This is a genomic window from Methylobacterium ajmalii (assembly GCF_036448855.1).
GTDB lineage: Bacteria > Pseudomonadota > Alphaproteobacteria > Rhizobiales > Beijerinckiaceae > Methylobacterium > Methylobacterium ajmalii.
In genome coordinates this window covers 1-13,187 of the sequence record NZ_JAZFXT010000059.1, presented here as the reverse complement: position 1 = coordinate 13,187, position 13,187 = coordinate 1, and the positions used below count along the sequence as shown (strand labels likewise).

At 71.1% G+C, this 13,187-nt stretch carries 7 protein-coding genes and 1 pseudogene; 5 read left to right on the top strand and 3 right to left on the bottom strand.

Annotated elements, in window-relative coordinates; all coding sequences use genetic code 11:
- The 4 genes and pseudogenes from V3T34_RS24320 to V3T34_RS24305 form a co-directional block, all read left to right on the top strand.
- A pseudogene (locus V3T34_RS24320) lies at positions 1 to 597 on the top strand (hypothetical protein); the annotation flags it as partial.
- 333 nt (positions 598 to 930) lie between these two features.
- A complete protein-coding gene (locus V3T34_RS24315; RefSeq protein ID WP_305079695.1) occupies positions 931 to 5,040 on the top strand; it encodes a Pls/PosA family non-ribosomal peptide synthetase in 4,110 nt (1,369 codons plus the stop codon).
- A gap of 101 nt (positions 5,041 to 5,141) precedes the next feature.
- Entirely contained in the window at positions 5,142 to 6,935 is a 1,794-nt protein-coding gene (gene recJ, locus V3T34_RS24310) for a single-stranded-DNA-specific exonuclease RecJ (protein WP_060847525.1), read from the top strand.
- A 457-nt stretch (positions 6,936 to 7,392) separates the two neighbouring features.
- A complete protein-coding gene (locus V3T34_RS24305) occupies positions 7,393 to 7,890 on the top strand; it encodes an Lrp/AsnC family transcriptional regulator (RefSeq protein WP_280141909.1) in 498 nt (165 codons plus the stop codon).
- 243 nt (positions 7,891 to 8,133) lie between these two features.
- Here V3T34_RS24305 and V3T34_RS24300 read toward each other — a convergent pair whose 3' ends face one another.
- From V3T34_RS24300 to V3T34_RS24290, 3 genes are all read right to left on the bottom strand, one after another.
- Positions 8,134 to 8,988: a GNAT family N-acetyltransferase gene (locus tag V3T34_RS24300; RefSeq protein ID WP_305079696.1), complete on the bottom strand. Its 855-nt coding sequence runs from the start codon at positions 8,986 to 8,988 to the stop codon at positions 8,134 to 8,136.
- A gap of 89 nt (positions 8,989 to 9,077) precedes the next feature.
- The gene (locus tag V3T34_RS24295) at positions 9,078 to 10,538 is read right to left on the bottom strand and encodes an NAD-dependent succinate-semialdehyde dehydrogenase (protein WP_305079697.1); all 1,461 of its coding nucleotides are present in this window, start codon (positions 10,536 to 10,538) and stop codon (positions 9,078 to 9,080) included.
- A 310-nt stretch (positions 10,539 to 10,848) separates the two neighbouring features.
- Entirely contained in the window at positions 10,849 to 11,517 is a 669-nt protein-coding gene (locus V3T34_RS24290; protein WP_060847522.1) for a haloacid dehalogenase type II, read from the bottom strand.
- Positions 11,518 to 11,867: 350 nt separating this feature from the next.
- On the opposite strand from V3T34_RS24290, the gene V3T34_RS24285 reads away from it, so the two are divergent.
- A complete protein-coding gene (locus V3T34_RS24285; RefSeq protein ID WP_305079698.1) occupies positions 11,868 to 12,800 on the top strand; it encodes a 2-hydroxyacid dehydrogenase in 933 nt (310 codons plus the stop codon).
- Positions 12,801 to 13,187: the final 387 nt, after the last annotated feature.

The window sequence follows — 13,187 nt, the reverse complement described above, 5'->3', positions numbered from 1 at the left end:
GCATGGGATTTAGGTCGTAATGACATGATGGTTATAGTGATGTTTCAGATAGTAGGTAGAGAGCTTAGGATTGTAGATGAGTACCATAATACTGGTGAGGATTTGGAGCATTACTACAACAAACTAGTAGAGATTAGGAAGGATAAAGGTTATGCCTATGGTACACACGTACTACCTCATGATGCTAAGGTTACTGACTTAAGTAGTCCTATATCTAGAAAGGCTAGATTACGAGAGTTAGGTCTGAGACGGATGAGAGTGCTTAAGCGTACTGCTGATGTGAATAGCGATATAGAGCAGGTTCGTAAGGCTATACCTCATATGTCGATAGACCCAGTAACTGCGGGATATATCTTGAAGGCTATGGGTAGATATACTAAGAAGTGGGATGATATGCTAGGTACGTTCAAAGATAAGCCTCTACATAACGAGTGGTCTAACCCAGCTGATGCGTTTAGATATATGGTTATGGCTAGGATGCACGATACAACTGGTGGTGTAGATAGTTCCTCTGCTGATAGTGATGGAGGTCCTGGAGCTCCTCGAGGTGGTAGACGTAGAAGGTTGGGTAACGTAGTAGATGGGATGGCTATGTAGCCCTCTCAAATCTGTGGGAGAATTTTTTTGTGAGGTTCTGATAAGTCCTATTAGTGCTTATCGGTGGGTTGGTTTGGGAGGTCTTTTAGGTGCCTGTGATGGCACGCCTGCCAGCCCCCCCCCCCCCCCCCCCCCCCACCCGCGGTTTTCGGGCCGGCCGTGCCGTGAAGCGGCGCCGGTGCCTTGAACCGGCCCCGGTTCTCGTCCACCTCCCCGTGCACCGCCCGTCCGCTACCTGACGCGGGCGAGACCCGTCCGCCGGCCTCCATCCCGGAGCCGCGCCGGCGCCCTGGTGAAGCTCAATGGCCCGAGGCGGGCCAGCGGAGTCGCTTGATGAACCACACCGCCGGGACCGTCCGTCCGCCCAGTCACGGGACGCGCCAGACGGCCGTTCCGCCCACGGGCGCGGCGGTGCTGCGCGGCCCCGTGCGGCCGGACCTGATCCGCGACGAGGTGCTGGCCGAGATCTTTCGCGAGAGCGCGCGGGCGCGGCCCGACCATCCGGCGCTGATCGACGCGGCGAGCGGGTCTGATGCCGCCTCCCGCACCCGCCTGTCCTACGCCGAGGTCGACCAGCGCTCCGACGCGATCGCGAGCGGGCTGGCGGCCCGCGGCATCGGCCCCGGCGACGTGGTCGGCCTGTGGATGGCGCGCTCGCCCGACCTCCTGGTGGCGCAGATCGGCATCACCAAGGCAGGCGCCGCCTGGCTGCCCTTCGACGCCGAGGCGCCGTCCGACCGGGTCGCCGTCTGCCTGAACGATTGCGACGCCAAGGCCCTCCTCGTGTCGGCGGCCCTGAAGGACAAGGCGCCGGACGGCGCCTGCCCGGCCCTCACCCCGGACGAGGTCGCCGCGGGAACCGCCGGCCCGGCGCCCGACCTGCGGGCCGCCGGCCTCACCCCCGAGCACCCGGCCTACCTGATCTACACCTCCGGCTCGACCGGCGTGCCGAAGGGCATCGTCATCAGCCACCGCAACATCTGCCATTTCCTGCGCTCGGCCAACGACCTCTACGGCGTCACCGGCGACGACGTGGTGTTCCAGGGGGCATCCGTCGCCTTCGACCTCTCGATGGAGGAGATCTGGGTTCCGTACCTGGCCGGCGCGACCCTGTTCGTGGCGAGCCCGGCCCAGATGGGCGATGCCGAGGCGCTGCCCGACATCCTCAACGAGGCCGGCATCACCGTGCTCGACACGGTGCCGACCCTGCTCGGGCTGATGACCAAGGACGTGCCCGCCCTGCGGCTGATCCTGCTCGGCGGCGAGGCGTTGCCCGAGCCGCTGATCGCCCGCTGGGCGACCCCGTCGCGAAAGCTGTTCAACACCTACGGGCCGACCGAGGCGACCGTGGTGGCGACCGCCGCCGAGATGAAGCCCGGCGACCCCGTCACCATCGGCGGGCCGATCGCCAACTACACCGCCTACATCGCCGACGAGGCCCTGAACCTCGTCGGGCCCGGCGTGCAGGGTGAACTCCTGATCGGCGGTCCCGGCGTCGCCAAGGGCTACCTCGCCCGGCCGGAGCTGACGGCGGAGAAGTTCGTCGCCAATCCCTACGGCGGCGACGGCTCCGACCCGGTGCTCTACCGCTCGGGCGACGCGGTCTCGCTCGATTCGGCCGGCCGCATCGTCTTCCACGGCCGCATCGACGACCAGGTGAAGGTCCGCGGCTTCCGCGTCGAGCTCGGCGAAATCGAATCGCGCATCCGGGTCCAGCCCGGCATCGCCTCCGCGGCGGTGGTCCTGCGCCAGGACGACGGCGTCGACCGGCTGGTGGCCTTCGTGGTGCCCGAGCGCGGCAGCGCTTCCCAAAAGGAAAACTCGCGGGGGGCCGAGTTCGACCGCGGGCGCCTGCGCGCGGCGCTCGCCGAGACGATGCCGCCCTACATGATCCCGGCGCATTTCGAGGTGGTGGAGAGCCTCCCCGTGCTCGCCGCCTCCGGCAAGGTCGACCGCAAGGCGTTGCGCGCCGCACCGCTCGCCGTGGTGGAGACCTCCGGCGAGCAGGAGGAGCCCCGCGACGAGACGGAGGCCGCCCTGCTCGCCGCCGCCCAGACGGTGTTCGGCAACCAGCCGATCCCGTTCGAGGCCGACTTCTTCGGCGATCTCGGCGGGCACTCGCTGCTCGCCGCCCGCTTCGTCTCGGCGGTGCGCACGGTGCCGGCGCTCGCCGCCATCACGCTCCAGGACGTCTATAACGGCCGGACGCTCCGGGCGATGTCCGAGACCCTGATCGCCCGCACCGGCGGCGCCGGGGCGGCGGCCGCGATCCACGACCTGTCGTTCGAGCCGCCGCCCTTGAGCCGGCGCTTCCTGTGCGGCCTCGCCCAGGCGATCGTCCTGCCCTTCGTCATCGCGCTCGCCACCGCGCAGTGGCTCGGCATCTTCGTCACGTACCTGCTCATCACCGGCGGCGAGCTCGGCTTCTTCGCCGAGATGGCGGTCCTGCTGCTGGTCTATATCGGGCTCAATGCCGCCACCGCGCTGATCGCCATCGCGGTGAAGTGGCTGGTGCTGGGGCGGACCAGGCCCGGGCGCTACCCGCTCTGGGGCACCTACTATTTCCGCTGGTGGCTGACCCAGCGCCTGACGCCGCTCGTCCACGTCAAGTGGCTCCAGGGCTCGCCGATGATCCGCATCTACCTGCGGCTGCTCGGCGCCAAGGTCGGCGAGGATGCCCTGATCTCCGACATCGAGATCGGCGCGCCCGACCTCGTCAGCATCGGGCGCGGCGCCTCGCTGGGCGGCCGGCTGACGCTGGCCAACGCCGAGGTCGTCGGCAACGAGCTCGTCATCGGCCGGATCGCGATCGGCGACGACGTCGCCATCGGCACCTCCTGCGTCGTCGGCTACGACACCCGGATCGAGGACCACGCGGAACTCGCCGACCTCACCACCGTGCCGTCGGGCACCGTGGTCGGCCGTGCCGAGGCCTGGGACGGCTCGCCGGGCCGCAAGGTCGGCATGGCCGACGTCGCGGACCTCCAGCCGGCTCCGGAGGTCTCGGCTCGGCGCCGGGCCGCGTTCTTCGCGATCTACGCCGTGCTGCTGGCGGCGATCCCCGCCGTCGGCCTGCTGCCGATCTTCCCGGCCTTCTACATCTTCGACCAGATCAGCGATTCGCTGGCGACGATGACCGACGTGGATTACCACTGGTACCTGCCGCTGCTGACCTGGCCGACCGCCATGCTGATGACCGCCGGCACGGTCGGGCTCATCGCCGGCATCCGCTGGCTGGTGCTGCCGCGGCTCAAGGCCGGCAGCTACTCGATCCACAGCGGCGTCTACCTGCGCAAATGGGCGGTGGCGCTCGCCGCCGAGGTGACGCTGGAAACCCTCTCGTCGCTGTTCGCCACCGTCTACATGCGGGCCTGGTACCGGCTGATGGGCGCCGGCATGGGCCAGGGCGCCGAGATCTCGACGAACCTCGCCGGCCGCTACGACCTGGCGGAAGTGGGGCCGCGCAACTTCATCGCCGACGAGGTCGTGTACGGCGAGGAGGAGGTGCGCCGCGGCGTGATGGAGCTGCATCCGGTGCGCACCGGCGCCCGGGTCTTCGTCGGCAACGACGCGGTGGTGCCGCCCGGCGCGATCATCCCGGACGACGTGCTGATCGGCATCAAGTCGAAGCCCCCGGCCAACGACCGCATGGCGCCCGGCGAGACCTGGTTCGGCTCGCCGCCGATCAAGCTGCCGGTCCGCCAGAAGGTCGATCTCGGCCAGGCCCAGACCTTCGAGCCCGGGATCTGGCCGCGGCTGCGGCGCGGCATCTTCGAGGCCTTCACGTCCTCGTTCTCGCCGATGCTGTTCATCACCTTCGCCATCCTGGCGATCGATTTCATCTTCTACCCGGCGATCCTGGCCGGCGACTGGTCGGGCCTCGCCGTCGGCTTCGTCGCCACCAGCGTGGTGATCGCGGTGCTGCAGACCCTCGTGGTCATCGCCGTGAAGTGGCTGCTGATGGGCCGCTACGAGCCCGGCATGCACCCGATGTGGTCGTGGTGGGCGATGCGCACGGAAGCCGTGGCGGTGATGTACTGGGGCCTGGCCGGCAAGGTGCTGCTCGAGCACCTGATGGGCACCCCCTTCCTGCCCTGGGTGCTGCGGCTGTTCGGCACCCGCACCGGCGAGGGCGTGTGCATGCTCGCCACCGACATCACCGAGTTCGACTGCGTCACCATCGGCGATTTCGCCTCGGTCAACCGGATGTCGGCGCTCCAGACCCACCTCTACGAGGACCGGGTGATGAAGGTCGGCCGGGTCGAGGTCGGCCGCGGCGTCAGCGTCGGCGCCTTCGCCACCGTGCTGTACGACACCAAGGTCGGCGACTACGCCCAGCTGCGCCCGCTCACCATCGTGATGAAGGGCGAGAGCATCCCGGCCAATTCCCGCTGGGAGGGCGCGCCGGCGGTGCCGGTGGTCCACCAGGCGGCGGCGGAGTAGCGCGGCGGGACCGGGCAGGTCCGGCGGGCGGGCCTTCGCCCGCCCACAGGTGTCTCCCGGCTGCGGCAGCACCCGCGGGCGAATCCCGCTACACTCCCCCGGTGTCCACGCTCCTCGACCTGCCCCGCCCCCTCCTCGACGTCCACCGCTCCGCCCTCGGGCGGCCCTGGCACGAGCGCTGCGCCTCCGCCCCGGCCCAGAGCCTGGCGGTCGCCATCGCGCAAGGGCACGGCCTGCCCGAGGTCCTGGCCCGGGTGCTGGCCGGCCGCGGGGTCGACCTCCACGCCGTGCCGGGCTTCCTCGAGCCGCGCCTGCGCGACCTCCTTCCCGACCCCGCGGTGCTGGTCGACATGGAGGCGGCGGCCGACCGTCTCGCGAGCGCGATCCTCAAGCGCGAGAAGGTCGCGATCTTCGGCGACTACGACGTCGACGGGGCGGCGAGCGCCGCGCTGCTCGCGAGCGCCCTGCGCGACCTCGGCGTGCCCTACCGGCTCCACATCCCCGACCGCATCACGGAAGGATATGGTCCCAACGTCGCGGCGGTGCGGATGCTCGCCGAGGAGGGCGCCACCCTCCTCGTCACCGTCGATTGCGGCACCGCCGGGCACGAGCCCCTGGCCGAGGCCGGCCGCCTCGGCATGGACGTGGTGGTGCTCGACCATCACGGCGCCCCCGAGGTGCTCCCGCCGGTGCGTGCCCTCGTCAACCCGAACCGCCTCGACGACCTCTCCGGCCTGGGCCATCTCTGCGCCGCCGGCGTGGTCTTCCTGACGCTGGTGGCGCTCAACCGGCGCCTGCGCCGCGACGGTCTCGCGATCCCCGACCTGATGGCCGGGCTCGACCTCGTGGCGCTCGCCACCGTCGCCGACGTGGTGCCCCTGCACGGCCTCAACCGCGCCTTCGTGCGCCAGGGCCTCGCGGTGATGCGCGGTCGCGGCCGGCGGGGCCTCGCCGCCCTCCTCGACGCCGCCGGTCTCTCGGAATCGCCCCAGGCCTGGCATCTCGGCTTCCTGCTCGGGCCCCGCATCAATGCCGGCGGGCGCATCGGCGATTCGATGCTGGGCGCCCGCCTGCTCCTGTGCGAGGACCCGATCGAGGCCGCCGGCATCGCCGCGCAGCTCGACGCGCTCAACCGCGAGCGCCAGGCGATCGAGGCCGCGGCCGTCGCCGAGGCCGAGGCCGAGATGGGGATGCGCCTCGATCGCGATCCCGACCAGCCTGTCCTCGTCGCCGGCAGCCCGGACTGGCATCCCGGCGTCGTCGGGCTGATCGCGGCGCGCCTCAAGGAGCGCTTCGGCCGCCCGGCCTTCGCCTTCGCCCTGCGCCAGGACGGCACCGCCACCGGGTCCGGCCGCTCGATCCCCGGCGCCGATCTCGGCCGGGCGGTGCGGGCCTGCGTCGAATCGGGGCTCGCCGCCAAGGGCGGCGGGCACGCCATGGCGGCGGGCGTGACGCTCGCCGCCCTCGATCTCGACCGGTTCCGCGAGGCGCTGTCGGGCGACCTCGCGACCTCGGTGGCGGAGGCGCGCCTCGGCGAGGCGCTGCTCGTCGACGGCCTCGTCTCGGCCGGCGGCGTGCAGCCGGACCTGGCGGACGCCGTGGAGCGGGCCGGCCCCTTCGGCCAGGGCGCGCCGGAGCCGGTCTTCGCGCTGGCCCGCCACCGCGTCGCCGACGCGCGTGTCGTCGGCACCGGCCACGTCAAGGCGCAGCTGCGCGGCCGGGACGGCGTCGCGGTCGGCGCCATCGCGTTCCGGGCGGCGGAATCGCCGGTCGGCCGGCTGCTGCTCTCGCATATCGGCCGCGACATCCACGCCGCCGGCACCCTGTCGCGCGACCGCTGGCGCGGCGCCGACCGGGTCGAGTTGCGCCTGTGCGACGTCGCGGAGGCGAGCTGACGCGGTTTTTCGCAGGACGCCGCGCGGATCCCCGTACCGTGGCAGCGACGTATCGGCGACGATTGCGCCGCTGGTCGAGAGAGGCGATCTGCTCCGCACGGTGCGCCTCGGCGGAGCCGCGCGCGCACGGCATCGTTCACCGGCGGGAGCGGGACGAAGACGCTTCTTCATCCTCGCGGAGTTTCTCGCTCAGCTCCGGAGGCGGTGCTTGAGCCCGGATAGGGGGCGGCCCCGTTTTTCGCCGCGCATCGGCCGCCCCTCCTCGACGTTGCGTCGCCCGGCGGCCCCGGAATCGCCGCCCGTCGCCGGCCGGCATCATGACAAGGCCCGGAGAGTCTGACATGGTGGCGTACCCTCGGCCAGAGGCGTCGCGCGACCGTTCTCGCGAGAGCCGTTGCGGCCTCGCCGTCCTCCCCGGCGCGACCGCTCCGCGGGGCCGGAACCGGGAAGCTCCTTCGTGAACCAGCAGACGACCAGGCTCGACCGGATCGACATGAAGATCCTGATCGAGCTGCAGAAGAACGGTCGCATGACCAACGTGACCCTGGCCGAGGCCGTCGGCCTGTCGGCGAGTCCGTGCCTGCTGCGGGTGAAACGGATGGAGCAGGCCGGGTACATCACCGGCTACGGCGCCCACATCGCCCTGCCGAAGCTCGGCGAGACCGTGACGGTGTTCACGGAGATCACGCTGAACGGCCACACGCCGGAATACTTCCAACGCTTCGAGCAGGCCCTGCGCAAGGTCGACGAGGCGATGGAGGGGCACTTGGTCAGCGGCGGCTACGACTACCTGGTGAAGTTCGTCACCCGAGGCCTGTCGCACTACCAGGACGTGATCGAGGCGCTGCTCGAGCGCAACGTCGGCATCGCCAAGTATTTCAGCTACATCGTCCTGCGCACGCCGATCGTGAAGACCGAGCTGCCGCTCGCGACCCTGTTCGGCGAGGAGCGCTGAGGCCGACGCGGCGTCCGCGAAAGACTGCATCGCGCCCGACCGCGTCGGGCATCCCGTCCGACGCGCCGGGCGAGGTCTCCGGCGGGACGGCACGGGGCGATGCCGCGCAGACCCGCCCTGTTGCCCGCCTTTGCATCATGGTCGTCGCCGGACCGTTGGCCGCTTCGGCGAAATCTGCCCTCGAACTTCGACTTCCCCGCATCGTCTTTCGACGAACCGGTATTCGATTCGTCGGAAAATGCCCTACCCGAGAGCCTGGCTCGTCAGGGCGAACACCCGGGCGGGCCCGGTCGCGGGCGGCGTCCCGCGGGTCATCTGCACGACCCGGTCGACATTGCTTAGGCCGCATGCCTCCGCGAAGGCGACGAGCGGACCGTCGCGCTCCGGGGTGTCGAGGCGCAGGAAGCTCCCCGCATGGGCGCGCACGTGCGGGCTCGCCAGCGCGACCGCCTGCCCGGCATCGGCCGCGACGAGCGGGCCGACGACGTGGCCGCGGCCGAAGGGCCGGCAGATCGAGAAGCCGGCGATCCGGCCTCCCTCCTCCAGGACGAAGGCCCGCCCGACCCGGCGCAGCGCCGCCAGCATCCGGCTGCGGTCGCCGCCATAGGCCTCGGCGTCGAGGGCCGCGATCACGGGCCAGTCGGACTCCTGCGCCTCGCGCACCCGGCTGTCGGCGACCGCCGCGGCCGCGTCGGCGACGCCCTGGTACTGCGCGATCATGCGGGTGGCGCGAAATCCCTCGGACTCGTAGAGGCGCTGGCCCGCGGCGGTGGCGACGAGGCGCAGGGCGCGCGTGCCCGCCGCCGAGAAGATCTCCCGCATCACCCGCCGGCCGGTGCCCCGGGCCTGCATGCGCGGCGAGACGATCACCATGCCGATCGTGGCCAGCTCCTCGCCGAAGGGCCACCACATCGCCGAGCCCATCACCCGGCCGGCATCGTCGCAGGCGACGACGCCGTGGCCGAGCTCCAGCACCAGGCGCCAATCGTCCGCCCGGTGCGGCCAGCCCACCTCGACCGAGAGGCCGTGCACCGCCTCGATGTCGGCCTCGGTCAGCGGGCGGATCGTCGTCAGGGCGATCGTGGCCGAGTTCGTCATCGGGCGGTCTCTCCGTGATGCGGGCCGGTCGAACGGGAAGGGCGCCCCTGTTCTGCACCGGCGACCGGGGCGCCGCAAAGGGGCGACGGTCAGAGGCCGCCCATGTGGAGGGACTTGAGCTCGAGGTACTCGTCGATGCCGTAGGCCGAGCCCTCGCGGCCGAGCCCCGACTGCTTGACGCCGCCGAAGGGCGCCGCCTCCATCGAGACCGTGCCGGTGTTGAGCCCGACCATGCCGAATTCCAGCGCCTCGCCGACCCGCCAGGCCCGGCGGATGTCGGAGGTGAAGAAGTAGGAGGCGAGGCCGAACGGCGTCGCGTTGGCGATCGCGATCGCGTCCTCCTCGCGCGAGAAGCGCATCAGCGGGGCGAGCGGCCCGAAGGTCTCCTCGACGGCGAGCCGCATCCCCGTATCGGCGCCGGTCAGCACCAGCGGCGGCACGAAGCGGCCGCGCACGGCGTCGGGATCGCCGGCGACCAGCCGCGCTCCCCGGGAAAGCGCGTCGTCGAGATGGGCCATGACCTTGGCGCTGGCGGCGTCGTTGATCAGCGGACCGATGGCGACGCCCGCCTCGAAGCCGTTGCCGATCCGAAGCCCGGCGGCGGCCTCGGCGAGGCGGGCGACGAAGCGGTCGTGGATGCCGTCCTGCACCAGGATGCGGTTGGCGCAGACGCAGGTCTGGCCGGCATTGCGGAACTTCGAGGCCATCACCCCGGCGATCGCGAGGTCGAGGTCGGCGTCATCGAACACGATGAACGGGGCGTTGCCGCCGAGCTCGAGGCTGAGCCGCTTGATGGTCGGGGCCGACTGGGCCATCAGCAGCCGGCCGACCCCGGTCGATCCGGTGAAGGACAGCTTGCGGACGGTCTCGCTGCCGGTCATCTCGGCGCCGATCGGCGCGGCCTGCCCGGTGACGACGCTGAACACGCCCTTCGGCACCCCGGCCCGCTCGGCCAGCACCGCGAGCGCGAGCGCCGAGAACGGGGTCAGGTCGGCGGGCTTGACCACGATCGGGCAGCCGGCGGCGAAGGCCGGGGCCACCTTGCGGGTGATCATCGCGATCGGGAAGTTCCACGGCGTGATCGCCGCGCAGACGCCGACCGGTTCCTTGAGCACGAGCACCCGGCGGTCGCCGACCGGCGCGGTGAAGACGTCGCCGGTGATGCGGCGGGCCTCTTCCGCGAACCACTTCACAAAGCTCGCCCCGTAGGCGACCTCGCCGCGGGCCTCCGCCAGCGGCTTGCCCTGCTCGGCGGTCATGATCGCCGCCAGGTCCTCGGCGTTCTCCAGGATCAGCGCGTTCCAGCGCTCGAGGATCGCGGCCCGCTCCGCCGGTGCGGTGCGGCGCCAGGCCGGGAAGGCCGCCTCGGCGGCGGCGATCGCCGCGCGGGTCTCGTCGGCGCCGCAATCCGGCACCGTGCCGAGGGTTTCTCCCGTCGCCGGGTCGGCGACCGGCAGGCTGCCGCCGGATCCGGCGTCGCACCACTCGCCGGCGACGAAGGCCTGGAAGCGCAGGAGCGCGGGATCGCGCAGGCGGTCCTTGGTGAACATGGCACTCTCCGAAGCGGATGTCGCACCGGCCGGGCTGGTCGCGATCCGGGGGCCAGCGGCACGACGACGATCAGGGCGGGACGACCCGGGCGACGCCGGGCGGTCCGGGTGGAAGGTCGGGGCTGGCCGGGCGACGGCACGGACCTCGGCGGTCGCGGGGCGGCGCTCTCGCGAGCACGCGGGGTCGTGCGGATGCGCGCCGGGGCGGTCGAAGCCGCGCCGGTCCCGGACGGCAGCGTCCCGGCGGCAAGGCGCAGCCGGGACACCGGGTTTCAGGTTCCGGCTCCGGGCGAGCCCGGTGTCACCGCGGTTACAGGCCGAGCAGCCCTGGCAGGCCGCGAATGTCCTTGATCTCGTGGTAGCCGTAATAGGGGTTCGCCGGCTCGTGGCCGCGGTTGACGAAGACCTTGTTGGTGATCCGCATGTCGTGCGCGGTCATCAGGTCGTAGCGGAAGCTCGAGGAGCAGTGCAGCACGTCCTCGGGGCCGCAGCCGAGCTGGTCGAGCATGTACTCGAAGGCCTGCATCCGCGGCTTGTAGGCCTGGGCCTCCTCGGCGGTGTAGGCGGCGTGGAACGGCGCGCCGAGCTTGGCGACCGAGTGCGGGATCAGGTCCTTCATCGAGTTCGACAGGATCACCAGGGGGAATTCCTTGGCGACCTTCGCCAGCCCCTCGACCGTGTCGGGATGCGGGCCCCAGGTCGGCACGGCGGCGTAGACCGCGTCGGCGTCGCTGTCGCGGTACTCGACGCCGTTGCGCTTGCAGGTGCGGACCAGCGCGTTGGCGACCACGTCCTTGTAGGGCTTCCACGCGCCCAGCACCTCGTCGAGGCGGTAGGCGGAGAAATCCTCCACGAAGGCGTCCATCCGCTCCGCCGGCACCCGGTCGGCGTAGAGACGGCGGGCGACGGGCGCCATCTCGAAATAGATCAGTGTGCCGTAGCAGTCGAAGGTGATGTACTTGGGCGCCAGGCGGGCCATCGGGGATCTCCCTGCGGGGGTTCAGCCGTGATGGAACCCTACGGCGCCCCGATGGGGGCGCGACGCCGTTGTGGCAGTCCCGGAAGCCGCGATCCTGCGCTTTCGCCGCCGCCGCACGGCAGGTCCTGCCGGGGGACGGTTACGACGGCGGACAGGCCTTCCCGGGTGACCGGGCGCCCAGGACAAGGGCGGGGGTCTCGCGCGGCAGCCTGTGCCGCCACGCAGCCGGCCGGCGCGACGATTCCCCCTGCGAACCCGTCCCGTTCGGCGTCCCCTGCGACCCGATGCCGGTATCGTGGCGGGAGGGACCGCCTTTCCCGGCCGCCACACCCCACGCAGCGAGGTCCGCCATGACCACCCTCATCGCCTACAAGTCGGATCCGGTCCGGGGCGCCGTCTGGCACGATATCTTTTCCCGCGAGGCCCCGGACCTGCGCCTCGTCGATTGGGCACCCGAGGGCGAGGCCGCGCAGGCCCGCTTCCTGGTCGCCTGGACGCCGCCCGAGGACCTGCCGCGGGCGATGCCGCGGCTCGAGGCCCTCTTCTGCATCGGCGCCGGCATCGACCACCTCCCCGTCGCGGCCTTGCCGCCCGCCGTGATGGTGGTGCGGATGGTCGACCCGGATCTCACCGCCTCGATGGTCGAGTACGTGACGATGGCGGTGCTGGCGCTGCACCGTGACCTGCCGTTCTACCGCACCGAGCAGGCCGCCGGGCGCTGGACGCCCCGGGCCGTGCGGCCGGCGGCGATGCGCCGGGTCGGCATCATGGGGCTCGGCGTCCTCGGCCAGGCCGCGGCGCGGGCGGTGGCGGGTTTCGGCTTCCCGGTCCGCGGCTGGAGCGCGACGCCGAAGGACCTCGCCGGGATCGAGACTTTCGCGGGAGACGCCGCCCTGGGCGATTTCCTCGCCGGCACCGACATCCTGGTCTGCCTTTTGCCGCTCACGTCGGCGACGCAAGGTCTCCTCGATCACCGTCTGTTCGACCGTCTGCCGGACGGCGCCAGCTTGGTGAATGCCGGTCGCGGCGGCCACGTCGTCGAGGCCGACCTCCTCGCCGCGCTCGACGGCGGCCGGCTCGGCGGTGCGATCCTCGACGTCCTCGCGGCGGAGCCGGCACCGGCCGATCATCCGCTCCTCTCGCATCCGCGCGTGATGGTGACCCCGCATGTCGCGAGCGCCACCCAGCCGGCCGGCGCCGCCCGGCAGGTGATCCAGGGCGTGCGCGCGCATCTGAGCGGCGAGCCGATCCCCCATGCGATCGATCGCGGACAGGGCTACTAGCCCACGCCCCCGAGGCGCCGCACGGTGTCGGGCACGTCCGTCGGGGCCGTCGATCCCGTTCCCGGCCGTCGTCGCCTCGGCGATCCCCCGGCCCCGTGTTGACAGGGGAGCCGGCTACCCTTAGACAGCCGCTCACCGACGGGGCGCCGACAAACTGGCCGCCCCGCCGAACCTCCCCAGAGACGAGCGAGCAAGGGCCAGGGCAACCCGGCGCTGCTTTTCGTTTCCGGTAAGGTCGAGATCCGGCTTCGACCGGATCGGCTCTTTGACAAGTTCATCTGAGAAAGAGAAGCGTGGACGGCGTCGTCCCTGCGGATCGGATCTTCGGGTCTGGTCGTGAGTAGGATGATGCTGGTCTGACGTTTCGGTGCTCACACGATTTGGCGG

What these genes read in the sequence shown, in the direction of transcription:
- V3T34_RS24290 (WP_060847522.1), bottom strand. Translation starts at nt 11,517, where the DNA reads ATGGCCCGCCTGGCGCCCAAGTACATCACCTTCGACTGCTACGGCACA.
- V3T34_RS24300 (WP_305079696.1), bottom strand. Translation starts at nt 8,988, where the DNA reads ATGACGAACTCGGCCACGATCGCCCTGACGACGATCCGCCCGCTGACC.
- V3T34_RS24285 (WP_305079698.1), top strand. Translation starts at nt 11,868, where the DNA reads ATGACCACCCTCATCGCCTACAAGTCGGATCCGGTCCGGGGCGCCGTC.
- V3T34_RS24315 (WP_305079695.1), top strand. Translation starts at nt 931, where the DNA reads ATGAACCACACCGCCGGGACCGTCCGTCCGCCCAGTCACGGGACGCGC.
- V3T34_RS24295 (WP_305079697.1), bottom strand. Translation starts at nt 10,538, where the DNA reads ATGTTCACCAAGGACCGCCTGCGCGATCCCGCGCTCCTGCGCTTCCAG.